Source organism: Boudabousia tangfeifanii (assembly GCF_001856685.1).
GTDB lineage: Bacteria > Actinomycetota > Actinomycetes > Actinomycetales > Actinomycetaceae > Boudabousia > Boudabousia tangfeifanii.
Window position 1 is genome coordinate 1,131,475 of sequence record NZ_CP017812.1, and the last position, 18,510, is coordinate 1,149,984.

Annotated in this window: 12 protein-coding genes and 2 tRNA genes; 6 read left to right on the forward strand and 8 right to left on the reverse strand. The window is 49.2% G+C overall.

Annotation, left to right across the window (positions count from 1 at the left end; genetic code table 11):
* Positions 1-541 precede the first annotated feature (541 nt).
* The 3 genes from BK816_RS04620 (at position 542) to glgX (ending at position 2,913) form a co-directional block, all read left to right on the forward strand.
* Positions 542-614: transfer RNA gene (locus tag BK816_RS04620), tRNA-Gly, on the forward strand.
* Position 615: 1 nt separating this feature from the next.
* A tRNA-Val gene (locus BK816_RS04625) sits at positions 616-690 on the forward strand.
* Positions 691-783: 93 nt separating this feature from the next.
* Positions 784-2,913, forward strand: a complete 2,130-nt coding sequence (glgX, locus tag BK816_RS04630) for a glycogen debranching protein GlgX (RefSeq protein WP_071164130.1) — start codon at positions 784-786, stop codon at positions 2,911-2,913.
* 62 nt (positions 2,914-2,975) lie between these two features.
* On the opposite strand, the gene BK816_RS04635 is transcribed toward glgX, so the two are convergent.
* Positions 2,976-4,064 (reverse strand): lipid II:glycine glycyltransferase FemX, encoded by a 1,089-nt coding sequence (locus tag BK816_RS04635; protein ID WP_071164131.1) that lies wholly within the window; start codon positions 4,062-4,064, stop codon positions 2,976-2,978.
* Between the two features lie 15 nt (positions 4,065-4,079).
* On the reverse strand, positions 4,080-5,345 hold the full coding sequence (locus BK816_RS04640; RefSeq protein ID WP_083379074.1) for a carboxylate--amine ligase: 1,266 nt from the start codon (positions 5,343-5,345) through the stop codon (positions 4,080-4,082).
* A 125-nt stretch (positions 5,346-5,470) separates the two neighbouring features.
* On the opposite strand from BK816_RS04640, the gene BK816_RS04645 reads away from it, so the two are divergent.
* Positions 5,471-6,043 (forward strand): DUF3000 family protein, encoded by a 573-nt coding sequence (locus BK816_RS04645; protein WP_083379075.1) that lies wholly within the window; start codon positions 5,471-5,473, stop codon positions 6,041-6,043.
* A 4-nt stretch (positions 6,044-6,047) separates the two neighbouring features.
* Positions 6,048-7,304 carry an HRDC domain-containing protein gene (locus BK816_RS04650; RefSeq protein WP_071164133.1) on the forward strand — a complete coding sequence of 419 codons (1,257 nt, stop codon included), beginning with the start codon at positions 6,048-6,050 and terminating at the stop codon, positions 7,302-7,304.
* A gap of 54 nt (positions 7,305-7,358) precedes the next feature.
* Here the strand turns inward: BK816_RS04650 and pflA are convergent, their stop codons facing one another.
* The 4 genes from pflA to dxs all read right to left on the reverse strand — a co-directional run bounded on the left by pflA (position 7,359) and on the right by dxs (position 12,972).
* The gene (pflA, locus tag BK816_RS04655) at positions 7,359-8,258 is read right to left on the reverse strand and encodes a pyruvate formate-lyase-activating protein (protein ID WP_071164134.1); all 900 of its coding nucleotides are present in this window, start codon (positions 8,256-8,258) and stop codon (positions 7,359-7,361) included.
* 110 nt (positions 8,259-8,368) lie between these two features.
* Entirely contained in the window at positions 8,369-8,620 is a 252-nt protein-coding gene (grcA2, locus tag BK816_RS04660) for an autonomous glycyl radical cofactor GrcA2 (RefSeq protein WP_071164135.1), read from the reverse strand.
* 46 nt (positions 8,621-8,666) lie between these two features.
* A complete protein-coding gene (locus BK816_RS04665) occupies positions 8,667-10,769 on the reverse strand; it encodes a pyruvate formate lyase family protein (protein ID WP_071164136.1) in 2,103 nt (700 codons plus the stop codon).
* A 247-nt stretch (positions 10,770-11,016) separates the two neighbouring features.
* A complete protein-coding gene (gene dxs / locus BK816_RS04670; protein WP_335622212.1) occupies positions 11,017-12,972 on the reverse strand; it encodes a 1-deoxy-D-xylulose-5-phosphate synthase in 1,956 nt (651 codons plus the stop codon).
* Positions 12,973-13,121: 149 nt separating this feature from the next.
* Here dxs and BK816_RS04675 point away from each other — a divergent pair, with 149 nt between their 5' ends.
* Positions 13,122-15,083 (forward strand): alpha/beta hydrolase family protein, encoded by a 1,962-nt coding sequence (locus BK816_RS04675; RefSeq protein ID WP_071164137.1) that lies wholly within the window; start codon positions 13,122-13,124, stop codon positions 15,081-15,083.
* Between the two features lie 64 nt (positions 15,084-15,147).
* Here BK816_RS04675 and BK816_RS04680 read toward each other — a convergent pair whose 3' ends face one another.
* Both BK816_RS04680 and BK816_RS04685 read right to left on the reverse strand, forming a co-directional pair.
* On the reverse strand, positions 15,148-16,488 hold the full coding sequence (locus BK816_RS04680) for a class I SAM-dependent RNA methyltransferase (protein ID WP_071164138.1): 1,341 nt from the start codon (positions 16,486-16,488) through the stop codon (positions 15,148-15,150).
* Positions 16,485-18,500 (reverse strand): APC family permease, encoded by a 2,016-nt coding sequence (locus BK816_RS04685; RefSeq protein ID WP_071164935.1) that lies wholly within the window; start codon positions 18,498-18,500, stop codon positions 16,485-16,487. The genes BK816_RS04680 and BK816_RS04685 overlap by 4 nt, the downstream gene beginning before the upstream one ends.
* Between the last annotated feature and the right edge of the window lie 10 nt (positions 18,501-18,510).

Here is an 18,510-nt window from a genome sequence, read left to right on the forward strand (position 1 = left end):
TACGTTAAACACTAAACCTAAGGCCGCAATAAACCATTTGATTACTAGTTAGAACTATCAAAAAGGTCAGCAACACGAAAGGAGTAGTCGATAAAGACACCAGATTAGTTGGCCGAAAGAACGCCTTAAGAATCGTTTCGAAAGAATACGACGGAATGCCATCGACGCATAATCCCCACCTTCACACCTACAGCTAGATACCCAACCTCAGCTAATGGGGAAAAATTTTATGACCACAAAGCGATCAACCAAAAACTACTAGGAGCATCACAATCGACAGCCTCCAAAAACCACATGGAAACAAACATAGGTCAAACAAAACCAGACATTCTGATTCCAAAAGCTGCATATTAGAAAACAAAAGAGTCTTAGTTGACCCGAAAATTCAAATAACCCCTCCAAGCGCTATCGGCAGCCCACTCCCCCAAAAATTGCACTATTTGCAACACAAACTTAAAACGTTGCTTGGTTCACATTTTATGACTTGCGTCGGAAATAATTTTTCGCTATTCTTTTACGCATTGTTGCGATGCGACAAAACGCGGATGTGGCTCAGTTGGTAGAGCATCACCTTGCCAAGGTGAGGGTCGCGGGTTCGAGTCCCGTCATCCGCTCGGGCGATTGGCGCAGCGGGAGCGCGCTTCCCTGACACGGAAGAGGTCACTGGTTCGATCCCAGTATCGCCCACCATCAAATTTATTCCCACTTTTTCTAGTTTATTTTTCACACTATTCGGTGGCATTTTTCCTAGTTTATTAATCCTTGATATGGGATAATAGGCCTATGGAAATTTGGCCAGGAAAACCCTATCCCCTTGGTGCTAGCTATGATGGCTCAGGCACCAACTTCGCACTATATTCATCTGTCGCCGACAAAGTCGAGCTATGTTTACTAGATGATGAACTCAACGAAACTCGGGTAGAACTTCGAGAAGTTGATGCTGCTGTATGGCACGCTTACATTCCCAATATCGCACCAGGTCAACGATATGGTTATCGTGTCTATGGCCCTTACGAACCAGAAAATGGTCATCGCTGCGATCCCACAAAATTGCTGTTAGACCCATACGCAAAAGCTATTTCAGGCCAAGCAGGGCCTGATGAGTCTCTCTATTCGTATTCTTTCAGCGATCCAAGCCAGCTAAACCAGCTCGATTCGTTGCCTCACACGATGCATGCAGTTGTAGTTAACCCTTATTTCGACTGGGGTCATGATCGTCCACCTGCACATAAGTATCACGAAAGTGTCATCTATGAAGCTCATGTACGTGGATTAACCCAGACGAATCCTAATCTGCCTGAAGAGCTCCGCGGCACCTACGCAGGCATTGCACATCCAAGTACTATTGAGTACCTAAAGAAATTAGGCATTACCGCCATCGAACTAATGCCTTGTCATCAGTTCGTGAACGATGATCACCTCATCGAAAAGGGACTTAGTAATTACTGGGGTTACAACACCATTGGTTTCTTTGCACCACAAAATACCTATGCGGCAAATAAAACTCCAGGATCCGAAGTAGCTGAGTTTAAGTCAATGGTTAAAGCCCTCCACGATGCTGATATCGAAGTCATCATGGACGTGGTGTACAACCACACGGCTGAAGGTAACCACCTTGGTCCCACCATCTCTTTCCGTGGGATTGACAATGCCTCCTACTATCGCTTAGTCGATCAGGACAAAGCTCATTACTTTGATACCACCGGTACTGGTAACTCACTTCTGATGCGTTCGCCAGCGGTTCTACAGCTAATCATGGATTCTTTGCGTTACTGGGCGGCAGAGATGCATGTTGACGGCTTCCGTTTCGATCTTGCCTCTACCTTGGCTCGACAGTTCCATGAAGTTGACAAGCTTTCAGCCTTCTTCGATCTAATTCACCAAGACCCAATTGTCAGCCAAGTCAAGTTAATCGCAGAACCTTGGGATATTGGCGACGGCGGCTACCAGGTTGGTGGCTTCCCTCCCCTTTGGACCGAATGGAACGGCAAGTACCGTGATACCGTACGAGACTTTTGGCGTGGCGAGTTTTCCACACTCCCCGAATTTGCTTCCCGCTTCACCGGTTCCTCTGACCTTTATCAGTCAAGTGGTCGTCTGCCAGTGGCTTCAATTAACTTTGTGACCGCCCACGACGGCTTCACCATGCGTGACCTCGTATCCTTCAACGAAAAGCATAATGAAGCCAATCTAGAAGGTAATGCCGACGGCGAATCTCACAATCGTTCTTGGAACTGTGGAGCAGAAGGTAAAACCGAGGATCGTGACATTATCGAACTGCGTAATCAGCAACAACGCAATTTCCTTGTCACTCTAATGCTGTCTCAAGGCGTCCCTATGCTACTGCACGGTGACGAATATGGACGCAGCCAAAACGGCAATAACAATGTGTATTGCCAAGATAACGAACTATCGTGGATGAACTGGGACTGGAACGAAGACCAAGCAGAAATGTTCAAGTTCACCTGTAAGGTTATTGCCCTACGACGTTCACACCCGGTATTCCGTCGTCGTCGTTTCTTCAAAGGCGCTTCCGCCCGCGGTGGCGAATCTGAGTGGCGCGAGATTGAGTGGTTTACTCCTGCAGGTCAGCACATGACTGAGAATGAGTGGCGTCAAGATTACGCCCGAGCATTAACCATCTTCTTGAACGGTCATGCCATTTCAGAGCCTGACGATTATGGTCGTCCAATTGATGACGCGAACTTCTTGGTGATGATCAATGCCGCTGCTGAACCGGTTTTGTTCACTTTGCCTGATCGTTCTACCTCGGACGAATGGGTAACAGTAATTAACACTGTTAATCCAGACGATGTATCGGTACATGCCGAAGGAGCTACTATTGAGCTTCCTCCGCATTCAACCTTCGTCTTGAAGGAACTAACTTCACCGCTACAAACAGTGGCCGAATAATTGTTTTGGGGCTGGCAAATCGTTGCCAGCCCCAAAACAATTATTAAAAGTTTTTAAGCTGATTAAGCTTCTTCTACTTCATTCTTACGCTTTTTCAAGCTAAGGGAACGCAAGCGCTCCAAAGCAGTAGCTTTAACCTCAACCAAAGTTCGCTTCGTATTCATAGCAGAAACTAACATCGCGTACCTTGTTGGAAAGATCGGGAAATCCCAGGCACCAGGTACTTCAGTAATCTCTCGAGCAAACTTAGTCTTATAAGTTGTTACTCCAGAAAGCTGTGGTGCCCGATCTGATTCGACTCCCATGAAGTCGTAGCTTTCAACGCCCTCCGCTTTGAGTTTCTGCATGATTCGCCATTCCAAAAGCTCTGTAGCGTTACGGCTACGCCCATGCGCAGAGGAAGCACCATAATAGGCCTCGGCTTGATTAGCGTAAACCAACATCAGGTTCCAGCTCAGCGGTTCTCCATCACACTCAGTGACAAAAAGTCGCGCATGCTCTGGGCCTAGACTCTGAAGCATTTGCCAATAAACTTCGTCATCGAGCAAACGGAACCCATCTCGTTGGGCGGTCTCTTCCAAAACCTTGAAGATCTCATCAAACTCTTCGCGGCTTAGCCCAGTACGCTCGACTACCTCTAGGTCTGGTTGCTTTTCTCCAGCACGAATACAGCGACGACCTCGCTTCTTCATTTGTGCCAAGATCTCATCTTCGCTAGGACGCAGATCCACCTTAACCGTACGGTCATAGGTCAGAGTTTGTAGCAGTTCAAAGACATCGTCACGAGGATGTTCTAAATGCAGCCGCACAAAAGTAATATTCTTGTCACGTTTAGCAATGTAGGCCTGTAACGTCTTTAAGAAAGCGTATTCCAACCCGGGGCTTGGCTTGTGAGCCCAAAGCGGCCCCTTCTTAGCCCAAAGGTAGGTAAATCCCCTTCCTTTGAACTTAGTCAAAGAAATAACAGCTAGTACCTGGCGTCGATCCTCGCCCAAAGACTCAAAGACGAAACGCCCATAAGGCTGGCGCCCACCAACTGCCAAATCAAACTTATCCCACAGCGGAGATTGCTCTATTTGGGGCTGAATCTTAGCCGCCGCAATTAGATTTTCATACTCAATGTCATCTACTCGTCGAAGTGCATATTTCATTGTTTTTCCTTCCACTCAGATGGCATCAGCATTACGCTTGGGGTAATACTTTCTAAATTTTAAGAACTGTTTCGCGGTAGAACCAATCACGTAGTACCAGCGGGCAAAGGACTTCTCTTGGCGGTACGCCAAGGGATGTACCACAGCCTTCTGCTTCTTTAGGCGCTTGACTAAAGCCACGTCATCGGGATCTAAATAGCGGACTAACAACGGTAGCGGCACCAAACGATATAGTACAGTTCGAGCCACTCCCATCGGTTCGGCTACCTCAAGTCCTAACAAATCACGCATTACCGCCACTGCTGGATTAGCGCCGCCAGCGCAAGCGTAATAAGCATTTCGACCAATCCGTGGATTCACTTCCAAGAAGAAAGGCTCGCCCGTATTTGCATCTACTTTGACGTCAAAGTTGGCAAAGCCGCGGTAGTCGACCTCGGCTAATAAACGCTTCGCACCCTCGGCTAGATCTGGGAATGTTTCGGTTACCATAGCCAAAGGGACCCCGATTAGTCCAGGGGCATGATCTTCAAGCAGCACCCGAGCAGAAGAAAGCAAGGTAACCTGTCCGCTACCATCCACGTAGGCGGTGAGCGAACGCATCGTGGTGTCATCACCAACTACCTTGTGTTGGAAGACAAACTCTCCTTCAAAACCTGCCTGCTCAAGAGTAGCAATCAACTGGTCAACTTCTGCTTGGGAAGAAAGCTGATAGACCTTATGCTGACCTGCAAACTTTACTTTCTCATAATCAGCAGAAAGTGCCGGCTTAGCAATCACCGGAAAATCAAGGTCAGTCTCAGCAACATTTAGCTTCGGCTTGTCACCTTTACCGAAGGAAAGCGACATAGTCAATGGAGTTTTGACTCCAGTGGCTTGGCACAGTTCAAAAAAGGACTGCTTTTCACTGATTTTTTCGTAGGTCTCTAGTGGCAAAAGGGGCAAGAAAAAATGTTGGTCTAGTTCGTCCTTACGACGACACAATGCCTCAACTAGGTGATCCGTATTTGTTAACAAGATTGCGGTTTGATTTGCGCCTTTGAGCTGATCAAGATGAGCTAAAACGTAATCAACGTAGTCATTTGGCTGCACATCAAGACCGATTTCATGAACCGTTAGGATATTCGAGTTCGCAATCGGCCCAAATTCGCCACGAGTTACCACATGAGACTTTATCCCGTAGGCTTCGTGAAAGGAACGAGCTAGAGCATAGATTCCAGTGTCTGAGCCCAGAAATACTACTGAAACTTCCCGACTCGGTGATGAGACTTTTGAGTTAGCCAAGATAAAACTCCCTAAACTAATAATTACTGCCTGAATTGTATCGCTTTGGCCTAAAAACTTGATGAATCTATGGTCTACCGGCGCGCCTGATAAGCATTTGGGGAGATTAGTTTTAAAGTTCCAACGTGGAATCAGTCCAAGTTACACCACCTATTTTCATTTCAGCTCTGCAGTCAATCCGAGACGCAAGAGCTGCTTCTGATTTCGTGTTCACGGAAGTTCCAGCCCCAAAAACTTTGGCTCCCTATGCCGCAGCCTTGTCGCTAGCTTCCAAGCAAACGGAGGACGAAAACCCTTTAATCCATGGACGCTTAGTCATCCTTTACGATCCACAAGGACAAGAAGCATGGCAGGGCGATTTTAGATTAGTCATGATGCTCCATGCCCAAACTGATCAAGAAATGGCTTCTGATCCCGTGATTAAACGGGTTGCTTGGGATTGGTTACACGAAGCCTTGGACGCCACCGGAGCTGATGCTAGCCTCTTAACCGGTACTGTCACCGTAGAGTCTTCTGAATCTTTTGGCTCATTACGTTCTATGGGCGAACAAGCTTATTTAGAAGTACGAGCTTCCTGGAGTCCGGGTAGCGCGAATCTCGGTCCACAAATCGAGGCATGGGCTCAGCTCGCACAACTCTGTAGTGGCAAAGAGCCAACTAGTCAGCTAGTTCCCATCCGGGATCTTTCACATTCCTAATATCATGTCTGAATCATCATTAGCCGCGAACGACGAACAATCATACGAGACTATTTATTATCCCAAAGGTGGGGTACCCGATTTATTGACCGAGGGCGACAATCTGCAAGAGCTTCTGATGGAATTGGCTCAAGACCGCCTGCCTGTAGCGGTAGATGCTGAACGCGCATCTGGTTTTCGCTATGGCCATCCGAACTCATTATTGCAGTTGAAAACCGCTTCTGGAAAAATTTTTCTAATTGACACTTTCGCGTTTCACGATTTGAGCGAGCTGCAGGATTCTTTAGCTCAGCATCAGTGGATTTTGCATGATGGACATCAGGATATTGCTGGACTGAAAGAACTCGGGATTTTTCCTAACGACTTTTTCGATACCCAAATAGCAGCAAGGCTTTGTGGCTTTAAACGCTTTTCCTTAGCCGCTATTTGCGAACAAATCTTGGGTGTTACTCTCGAAAAAGACCATCAAGCCGAGGACTGGTCGATTCGTCCTCTCCCCCATGATTGGTTGCGTTACGCCGCATTAGACGTGGAACTTCTGGCCAAGCTCCAAGATGCGCTCGCAGCCCAGCTTTCTGAACTAGGTCGTAGTGATTGGCTGAAGCAGGAATGCGTTTATCTGCTGCAGAAACCACACCGGAAGGATAAGCCTAATCGCTGGCGCCGTGGTGCTGCTAAAGTGCTCAAAACGAGTCGCCAATATGAATATTTGCGTCAGCTATACCAAACTAGAGATCTATGCGCCCAGAAAATTGACCTAGCTCCAGGACGCTTAGTGGCCAATCAAGCGTTGGTAGAAGCTGCGGCCCGGCAACCTCGAACTAGGCGCCAGCTTAATTCCATTACTGCTTTCCGCTCGCCTATCGCCCGTAAGTTTGAGAGTGAATGGCTTGCCGCATGTGAACAGGCACGTTGGACTCCAGAAAAAGATCTGCCACCGGTTGTCATCGTGGCCGGACCTAGCTACCAACCAATTTTTGGCACTATTTCACGCCTTCGTAATCTGGCTGGTAGTTACACTGATGAGCTAAAGCGTGTGGTTCATGAAAAGGCTCGACAACTCGATATAGATCCGGCATTAATCGCTAATATGCAGACTCTGCGACATTTAGGTTGGCTTCTTGCTGATTATTCGTTGGCTCCTAAAGAGGATCCGCAGTTAGCCATTGAGCTTGAAGAACTTGAGGCTCGCCAGTGGCAACAGGATTTAATTCTTCCTTTAGCGACCGAAATTCGCGAAAAGCACTTAGGCAAAGCATAGAAATACGGCTTGAGTTTTTTTGCCGCATGGCCTTATCAACTCAAGCCGTATTTTTTAGTAAGTCTCAATCCCTTTGGCTCGGAAGACTTCGCGAATTTCTTCCACCGATTCTTTACTTGGTGGTGTCACATCTTCTAGCTGGTAATCCAGATTAAGTTCTTTCCACTTATCCCGCCCCATTTGGTGGAATGGTAGAACTTCGACTCGCTCGACGGTTTTCCAGCGTGAAACGATCTGAGCGACTGCTTGCACATTTTCGGGATCATCAGTTAGCCCTGGAACTACCACGAAACGAATCCAGATTTTCTTTCCAGCTGCGGCCAAACGATCACCAAATTCAATTGTCGGCTGTAAATCGCGACCGGTGGTGCGCTTGTAGGTCTCTGGGATACCTGACTTAACGTCTAGCAGAACGAGGTCGAGGTCGTTCATCATATCGTCGGTCAAGTTGCGTCCAAGGAAACCGGAAGTATCAATACAGGTGTGCACCCCCATATCTTTCGCTCCACGCAATAGCCAAGCTACGAACTGGGGCTGCATTAAGGGTTCACCACCGGAGATAGTTATGCCACCACCAGATGAGCGGAAAATCGGGACGTAACGGGAAATACGTGATAGTAAGTCTTCTGCCCGTACCGGTTCGCCATCCTTCATTTTGAAGGTGTCAGGATTATGGCAATATAGACAACGTAGTGGGCAGCCTGCTAGGAAGATTGTCATGCGGGTACCAGGACCGTCAACAGCAGTTACTAGCTCCCATGAGTGCATTGAGCCGATTTCGCCACGGCGAACTGCTTCTAGATGCTCACGACGATCCATTAGAGGGGCGCCTTCGATACCAGCAGTTCCTGCGCCTTTTAATCTGGGTACTTCGTAATCCAATGGTGCTGGAGCATATTCTCCAGTTGAGCCATCGTGCGAATATTTCGTCGCATCAAAGCGAGCGTCAACCATATCTTTTCCTCTAATGTCTATCTGGGTTTTTAGACTTTAATAATAGCTTAAAAGCCGGTGGGCTCAAGGTTAAAACCTTGAGCCCACCGAAAGTCACTAACGACTGTGGATCACAGATCGCCGTGGAAGGTACGCGAGATAACGTCTAGCTGCTGTTCGCGGGTCAAGCGAACGAAGTTAACAGCGTAGCCGGAAACGCGGATGGTTAGCTGTGGGTACTTCTCTGGGTTTTCCATCGCATCGTACAAGGTGTCGCGGTTCAACACGTTGATGTTTGCGTGGTAAAGGCCTTTGACCCCACCGTTGTCGTCACGCGAGGCTTTCATGCTGGCCATGCGCTCTTCGAAGGTTTTAGTTGCCATTTTGGGCTCCTTTGATTTTGTTTGTTTGATAATTCTTCTATGAGGCTCAGGCCTGGGGAATGAATCCCGCGTCCATGATGCCAACAAGATTCTTGATCTGCTCGTCTAGAGTACGTCCTAGACCTGATGGGGTGATGGTGTTCGTCAAAGAGATGCCGTCTAGGGCATCGTCGTAGTCGAGCTTACCAACCGACATCATAGAAGCGAGCATGCCGTGGGTGTCCATACCGTTTTCTGGGTTTGCCCCAGGAGCGAATGGAGTACCGGCCTTGTGACCCGATGGGAAGGCACCAGTTGCCTTACCGTAGACCACGTTCGAGGTGATGGTTAGCACCGACTGAGTCGGGATAGCATCACGGTACATCGGAATAGCCTTGATCTTAGACATGATGGTGTGTACCACGGTAGCAGCGATATCGTCTGCACGGTCATCGTCGTTACCGTAAACCGGGAAGTCACCTTCGGTCTTGTAGTCAACGATCAATCCAGTTTCATCGCGGATTGGGGTGACCTTGGCGTAACGGATCGCAGAAAGCGAGTCAGCTACGATGGACAAACCGGCGATGCCACAGCCCATGGTACGCACGATTTCAGAATCGTGGAGTGCCATTTCGACTGATTCGTAGGCGTAGCGATCGTGGCAGAAGTGAATAATGTTCAAGGCTTCTACGTAAGTGCCGACTACCCAGTCAAGCATTTCTTCGTACTTGGCCCAAACGTCATCGAAGTTCAAAGGTTCATCACCCTGAACAGCTTCGTAACCATTTACGACCTGCTTGCCAGAAACTTCGTCACGGCCACCGTTGATAGCGTAAAGCAGTGCCTTAGCGGCGTTCACGCGTGCACCGAAGAACTGCATCTGCTTGCCGACCTTCATTGGGGACACACAGCAAGCAATGGCTGCGTCATCGCCCCAGTGGTCACGAATCTGATCGTCAGCTTCGTACTGAACCGAGGAGGTCTCAATGGAGATCAAAGCACAGAAGTCTTTGTATCCCTGTGGGAGACGCTTGTTCCAGAACAAGGTGATGTTTGGTTCTGGAGCTGGGCCAAGGTTACGTAGAGTCTGGAGTAGGCGGAAGGAGGTCTTGGTAACCAAGGTACGTCCGTCTTCACCCATGCCGCCATCCGACCAAGTTGCCCAGTATGGGTCACCGGAGAAGATGGCGTCGTAGTCAATGGTGCGCAAGAAGCGCACGATACGAAGCTTGATTACTAGCGCATCGATGATTTCCTGTGCGTCGGATTCGTTGATAATGCCGGCCTTGAGATCGCGCTCAAAGTAGATATCGAAGAAGCCGGAGAGACGACCAATCGACATTGCGGCGCCATCCTGAGACTTGACCGAGGCCAAGTAGCCGAAGTAGGTCCATTGGACAGCTTCCTTAGCAGTCTTTGCTGGACCGGAGATATCGAAGCCATAGGATTCTGCCATTACCTTGAGCTTCTTTAGAGCCTTAATCTGCTCCGAGTGCTCTTCGCGGTAACGTGCCCAGTGCTCGCTGAACGGCTTGTCAGCAACTAGGTCCTTATCCTTCATCTTTTCTTCGATGAGCTTATCAACACCGTATAGGGCCACACGACGGTAGTCACCAATAATACGGCCACGACCGTACGCATCCGGCAAACCGGTAATGATGTGGGAGGAACGAGCCGCACGGATACGAGGAGTGTAAATATCGAACACTGCATCGTTGTGGGTCTTGCGGTAACGAGTAAAGATCTTCTTTACTTCTGGATCTGGTTCCTTGCCAGCTTCCTTAATAGCGGTTTCGACCATGCGCCAACCGCCATTAGGCATCATTGCCCGCTTGAGGGGAACATCGGTCTGCAAGCCAACTACTACATCATCGTCTTCCGAGATGTAACCAGCTGGGAATGCATCAATGTCGGCTGGAACCTTGGTGTCAACGTCGTAAACACGCTTCTTACGTTCTACCGACAAATAGTCTTTTTCAAGGGTCTTCCAAACACGCTCGGTCTTTTCAGTAGGACCGGCTAGGAAGGAAGCATCACCTTCGTATGGGGTGTAGTTCAACTGAATGAAGTCACGAACGTCGATCTCTTCATTCCAGTTACCCGTTACAAAGCCTTCCCATGCGTCTTCGCGCACAGAAGAGGTGGTGTTTGCAGCATCAATTTCTGCCATTAGAAACTCCTATGTGTAGGGACTGTTTCGTCCTGATCCAAGCTTAGACCCGATCATGAAGTCACTTCCCGCTCCGAAGCGCGTTAGTCACCTCACAATGAAGTTTACACACCTTTTTCTAGTGACGGCAACCACAAAAATTAAAATCTTTCGGGACTTTTGACCCATAGAGAGCTGGGCCATAGGACCCAGCTCACCCGATCGTGGGACAAATAACTATAAATTGTGACCGATTCGGTCACTGACCCTACTTAAGGAGATCGATAGCTTCAAGAGTGATATATCTTGAGTTTAGATGGCTTGAGTCCCAGATTTCTGTGCGCGTTTGATGAGGCAAAAATTCGTCGGGAATACCAAGCGACTTGACTTTAATCTCCGGTTTGGTCTTCCGCAGCTCAGTTGCCAGCGCTTCGCCGTAACCGCCACTAACTACCCCGTCTTCTAGAGTCATTACCGCATCTGCTGCCTGCAAACTAAGCACGAACTCATCTCGAATCGGATAAAGCCAACCAGGATCGACTACTCTGACCTGCCAGCCAGTAGCATCCTTGATCTCTTCAACCGCCGCAACAGCCTGATGCGCGGTTGGCCCAACAGCGATAATGACAAGTTGTTTTTCCTTATCAGAAAGAAGCCAAGGATTTTCTTTCTGAGCAACAGCTTTAGACTCATTTGTAGCTGTAGTAGTGGCGATCAGTTCTGCCCCAAAACCAGAAGCTAGAGCCGGCAAGCTAGTAGGCAGCGCTCCCTTTGGATAGCGCACTAAGGTTGGTTGCTGTTCATTAGCAAATGCTTCACGCAGTACGGCCCTCAGGGTTTCCTCGTCCCGAGGAGCGGCTACTGCTAGATTTGGAACCAATCTAAATAAAGCTAAATCCCACATACCGTTATGAGAAGCTCCATCATCACCGGTTGCGCCAGCTCTATCTAAGACGATGGTAACTGATTCACCATGTAAGGCGATATCGAATAGGACCTGATCAAAGGCGCGATTTAGGAAGGTAGCGTATACCGCAAAGACGGGATGGTAACCCGCATACGAAAGACCGGCACACATTGTGGCAGCATGCTGTTCAGCAATTCCCACGTCATATACTCGATCTGGGAATTCTTTCAGCATAGGGGCTAAACCTACAGGGGCAATCATGGCGGCACTGACACCAACCAGTTTTGGATTAACTCTGGCGGCTTTGACAATTTCATCAGCAAACACTGCCGTCCACCCAAATCTTGAGGGCGCCACTGGCAGCCCAGTTTCTGGGTGAATTTTTCCAACGGCATGGAAGCGATCGGCAACATCTTCTTCTGCCGGCACGTATCCGCGACCCTTCTGGGTGCTTACGTGAACGATGACTGGTTCCCCCAAGGTCTTTGCTTGATTAAAAGCGGTCTCGAGGACGTTAAGATCGTGTCCGTCGAATGGCCCTAGATATTTCAGCCCTAAATCCTCAAACATAGCTTGCGGGGCAACCAAGTCTTTGAGCCCCTTCTTCATGGAGTGTAAAGCGTCGTAGGCGAGTTCTCCCCCACGTCCGGCGGATAGCAGCATACTTTTTATCTGCGCCAAGGTACGTTCATATTTGGGGTTAGTGCGCATCGTATTCAAGTGATGCGATAGTCCGCCTACAGTGGGCGCGTAGGAGCGCCCGTTATCGTTTACCACGATAATGAGCTTGCTCTTTTTCAATGCTGAAATGTTGTTTAAGGCTTCCCACGCCATCCCACCGGTCATGGCACCATCCCCGATGACCGCAACTGTATAGGAGTCGTCGTGGTTTAGCTTTTTCCCCAGTGCCACTCCATTTGCCCAAGAAAGCGCAGTCGAAGCATGGGAGTTCTCGATAACATCATGCTTCGATTCGGCACGAGAAGGATAGCCAGAGATACCTCCAGTTTGTCGCAAACTAGAGAAATCATGCCGACCGGTCAGAAGCTTGTGCACATAGGCTTGGTGACCAGTGTCGAAAAGTAAGGTGTCCTTGGGGCTTTCGAAAGCCGCATGAAGCGCCATAGTTAGTTCAACTACTCCAAGGTTTGGCCCCATATGACCGCCAGTTTGTGAGACTGCGGCGATTAGATAGTCCCTGATTTCTTGGGCAAGTTGAGCCTTCTTGGCAGCGTCTAGATCTTTGACTTTAAGGGTATCTCCCATCTGGCACAACAGCTTTCCCGGCTGTGGGAATGAGGCAGTTTCATCAGCCAAAATAGTTCTCCCATGGTTCAAAGTTTAAGTTTGAGGTCTAAAGTCATGATTGTACCTAAATCACTTCAGTTTCGTGGAGTCTTTGCCTAGATTGTCGCAAATGAAGTAATATTTATTACATTATTGTTAGCGATAGAAAGGGCTTAGCAATGCATACGCTCACTTCCGCCCCTTATGGAAAATGGGAATCCTCCCTCACTCCTACTACTTTAACTTCGCGTCGTGTTCAGATCTCAGGGTTGAGAATCGATGGAGCACAAACGTATTGGTTAGAACAGCGCATGAACGAGGGCGGTCGCCACGTTCTATTGAGCCGCTCTCCCGACGGAGTGATTGGGGAAGTCCTGCCGATGACCCCCGACTATCAGCTGATGGATGTGCGGACCAACGTTAACGAGTATGGTGGCCGAGCCTACGCAGTCAGCGAGGGCGTAGTTGTCGCTAATCAGCTCAGCGATGGCAGAGTTTACAAGTTTGATCTTAATGATCCATTGCGCACGATGGTGCCACTTACTGTGCCTTATATCAACCGATATGGTGACTTCGAGCTCGACCTTACTCGTGGCTTAGTCTACGCCGTTGAAGAAACCCACCGTCATGGTCATGACCATGAAAAAGTTGGCAACCGCTTAGTAGCAATCCCTCTTGATGGCTCTGGCGCGCGAGATGAAGACGCTATTATTGAGATCTTCTCTGAGGCAGACTTTGTCGCTGCCCCTGCCCTCAGCCCTGATGGTCTAGGCTTGGCTTGGATTACTTGGTATCACCCCCATATGCCTTGGACGACTTCACAGCTACATGTGGGACGGCTCGATTTTTCGGGTGCCTTAGCTGAAGAAATCACCTTGGTTGATCGCCCAGAGGTTTGTGTTTATGAGCCGCGCTGGTCATTAGCTGGCGATTTGTTGCATATCGATGATGCTTCAGGCTGGGCAAATTTCTATCGCACTGAGGGATTTGACTTTACTGCTGACGAAGCGGGCAGTTTTGCCAAACACCTTAAGACTAGAGTTTTGCATCCGTCTGCTAAGGCGTTCTCAACTCCGCATTGGCGTTTAGGTTTGCATACTTACGACAATCTTTCCATGCAGGAAGTCTTCTGTTCATGGACTCAAGGTGGTTCCAAGCGTTTGGGTGTTTTGAATCTTGCTCACGGGCAGTTGGAGGAAGCGAACACTAAGTGGAATCCTTTCGGCAATGTAGCTTGTGATGGTGGCCGTCTGGTCTTCTTGGGCGATTCGCCGACAAATCTACCAGCCATCATTGAGATGCAAGGTTCTAAGCAGGTAGTTATCCGTAATAGTGCTGATTTACAGCTAGACGAACGTGATATTTCTAAGGCTCAAGAAGTCAGCTGGCTATCAACCGACGGTGAGCGGGTGTTTGGATACTTCTACGCTCCCCAAAACTTCCGGTATTTGCCACCACAGAACGAGCTACCTCCGGTAATCGTCAACGTCCACCCCGGCCCTACCACCGCAGCTAAGACGGGCTTGTCATGGGAAGTACAGTTCTGGACTTCCCGGGGCTTTGCTTATTTTGATGTGGATTTCCGTGGTTCTACCGGTCATGGTCGTGAGTATCGTGAGATGCTAAACGGCCGTTGGGGTGTAATGGACTCTGCTGATGTGATTGAAGGCGTTGATCACTTGGTTAAGCAAGGTTTGGTTGATCCCGATCGGGTAGTCGTTCGTGGTTTCTCTTCTGGCGCCTTTACTGCCATGAATTGTGCTTGGCAGTCTGATATTTTCAAAGCAGTTAGTGCAGTTTCCGGTTTCTGGGATCTCCAAGGAGTGGAATCGCGTACTTCCAAGTTTGAGTCCTATCTAATCAAACGTTTGGTTGGCCCTTCACCAGAAACTATGGTGGAGTGCTCCCCGATTTCTCATGCCGAAGATATTAAGGCTGAGGTGTTGCTGTTCCAGGCCGAGGACGAGGGCCTTTCTAGTTTGGTCGAGACCCAAGAGTTCGCTCAGAAGCTGGAAGCTGCCAAGGTGCCGGTCACTTTGGAATTGGTTTCAGACGACACGCATTCTATGCAGCAAAAGTCCACGGTTGAACGTATCTTCGCCAAGGAGCTTGAATTCTTTAGTCGAGTTCTAGACCTCTGAGTCTAAACTAGCTGATCCACTCAGTCGGGTATCAATGGTTTCACTATTGATACCCGACTTTGTTTTAGCGAAAAAGCCCGATAGTTTCGAAGTGGTAGGTACCTGGGAACATGTCGAGACCGATAAGCTGCTTTAGCTCTTTACCATGTTCGCAAAGTGCCGCTGCGTCTCGTGCAAAAGCCGCGGGATCGCAGCTGATTAACAGTACCGGTCCAGGGTGTCGGGCAAGTTCTGCTTGTAAGCCTTGCTCTAGCCCTTGTCTGGGAGGGTCTGCCAAGATCAAAGTATTTTTAAGCTCTGCTGGCGGAAATTCAGCTAGCAGTTTTGCGACCGCTGCCCCGTCTATGTATCCGCCCTCGATCCGGTAGGAACGTTTTGGTAGATTTTTTTCGGCGATATAGTCGGCGAGATTTTTGCGCGCCATGTTGGTGGCAGTAGGATCGCCCTCGACGGTAGTGAAACTAGCTATTGCACCATCTTGTAGCCATATTGTGCTCAGTAGCCCAGAACCGCTAAAAAGCTCTAGCACATGCTTTCTCTCAACACCGCGAAGGAGTTGCTTTACTGTTTTAGTGAGTAGCTTCGGAGCCTCAATATGTGCTTGCCAAAAACCGTCTGGACTCGCTTTTAAACCCACCCCGTCCTCGGTGGGATAGGTGACTTCGGTCAATTCGATTGCTTCACCTAAGTGGTTATGCCACTGAGTTCCGATTCTGACAAAAACACCATCTAAGGTATCGATTACGCGAATTCGATCTTGCGGTTTCCAAAGTTTTTGCCATCGGCTTTGCGCAGAAAAAAAGTCGAGGGCGCGGATCGCCTCGGTGGCAAGGGGAAACTGGGTAACTGGTTGCAAAGTTTGACTGGCAACTTGGTACATGGCTGGTCGTAGGTTAGAGGAAATCATGAACTCTACTCGACTACGCCCACTGGGGAAGGTTTCTACCTGAAGAAAATGCGGCCGCTCATCGATAAAGGTCTTTTCCGCGTTGAGGTAGGTTTGGCTCCCACCAACACGTCGAAGAGTATCTTTGAGTACTTCTTGTTTCCAAGCAAGACTGCCTGCGGGCGTGAGATGGCATAGTTCTCCCCCGCCGATTGGCAAGAGAGTGCCAGCTGGAGCTTCCTCGGGCAAATATGCATCTGCCCAATAAGAGGCGGTTCGCTGGGAACTAGATTTGAGGATTTTGGTTGCCCAAGCGAAAAGAATCTTGCCTTTTTTGGCGTATGGTCGAGCCAAAACTTTTTCCCCTTGAAGGGCATTGCGGACAAACACCACTTGCCCTTCATGGTGCGCAACTCCCATCCCTTTATGGGCAACTCCAGTTATCTCTAGGGTCAGGAGTTCCTCTCCTAGTTTTAGCGGACTAGGTTTTTTGCCCCGAGGGCGTCGATACTTGCTCAAGCTTGTTCCTTCTTACCAGCAGTGTCCTGGTCATTGTTAACGATACGCACTAGCGAGGTCTTCCGGCTTTCATGTCCTAGTCGCCAAGGCACGGCGCAGACTACGACACCTGGGGTAAATAGCAAACGAGTTTTGAGTCGTAGTGCGGTTTGGTTGTGCAAAATGTTTTGCCACCAATGCTCAACTAAGTATTCGGGAATATACACAACGACCAGATCTCTTGGGTTACGTCGACGCCAGGTACGAATGTATTGCAAGACAGGCCCAGTAATGTCACGATACGGTGAATCGATGAAGGTCAATGGCATCGGCAGCGCGGCTTCTTCCCATTGCGCCTTTAAGGCGGGAAGATCTTGCGGTTCCATTAGCACCGAAAGCAATTCGCTTGAAGTTGGGGTGGCTGCACGAGCATAAGCAATGGCACGCATAGCAGGCTTGTTCAGACTCGATACTAGAACCACGGCGTGAATCCTGGTGGGTAGTACTCGTGCTGCAGATAGGTTGGTTACTTTGAGTTCGTTCGAGGTTCTTGTGTAGTGCTTATAGATGCCGAGCATCATCAGGTAAAGCAGAGCCATCAGCAATAATGCCAGCCAAGCACCGTGGGCGAATTTGGTGAACAAAACAACTACCAGCACTAGCGCGGTTAGGACTAGGCCAATTTGGTTTATCAACCTAGCCCGCAGATACTTTTGCCGACTACGAGCATCGATCACTTCATTTAGTTCGCGGTTCCAGTGACGAATCATGCCCAACTGCGACATGGTGATCGAAATAAATACCCCCACAATGTACATTTGTACGAGGCTGGTAACTTGCGCATTAAATGCCACAATCAGGACAATCGCGCCGCCGCCGAGTGCCAAAATGCCGTTCGAGTAGGAAAGGCGGTCACCTCGTTTATAGAGCTGGCGAGGCAAGAACGAGTCTCTGGAAAGCACTGAAGCTAATACGGGGAATGAAGTAAATGCAGTATTGGCAGCTAGCAAAAGGATTAGCCCAGCAGCTGCTGAGATTAGGAATACAGCTAGTGGGTGACCATCGAAGACTACCCCAGCAAGCTGGCCGATCACAGGATCGAGAACGGTTCCTTCCGGTACCGGCTGTCCATGTAGAAGGAGCTGCGTGGCAGGATCTGAAACGAAACGAACCTGCGTAATTCTAGCAAGGTGCAGGACAGCCAACAGCATGCCGGTTGAGATCAGGCCCAAAAGCGCTAGTGTCGTGGCAGCATTTTTTGACTTAGGACGTTCGAAAGATGGCACACCATTAGAAACGGCCTCTACCCCAGTAACCATTACGCAGCCTGAGGTAAATGCACGCATTACTAAGAAAGCGCCTAAGATACCAGTCAGCCCGGTGGTGAAATCTGAGGTCGCAATAACTTCATATTTCGCCGAGTCTGCCACCCCAAGGGTGCCATCCATTTCCTTCCATAAACCTACCGCAGCCAAACTAGCTAGGGAGAAAAGGTAAAGGTAGGTTGGGATCGCAAATCCGGTTCCAGATTCCCTAACGCCTCTGAGGTGGGCCAGCACCATCAAGAGCACAACCAGAATCGCAATTTCGGTGCGGTAGGCATCTAGGCTGGGGAATACGGTAGTCAAGTAGGCCGCACCCGAAGAGATTGATACGGCTACGGTCAGCACGTAGTCAATTAGGAGGGCTGAGGCGACGATTAGGCCGGGTTTTCTTCCTAGGTTCTTAGTGACAACTTGGTAGTCGCCGCCCCCAGAAGGATAAGCATGCACTGTTTGACGGTATGACAAGATGACGACGGCAAGCACAATCGCTACCATCAGGCCGATCCAAGGCGAAACCATGGTGGCCGAGGCACCTGCCAACGCTAGGGTCAGCAAAATCTCGTCAGGCGCGTAGGCTACTGACGAAAGTGCGTCAGCTGCGAAGGTCGGAAACGCAATACGTTTCGGCATTAGTGTTTTGGCGAGGGCGGTACTTCGACGCGGACGCCCTACCAACACTCGTTTCACTGAAGTCAAAAGTTCATGCACAGTGTCTAAC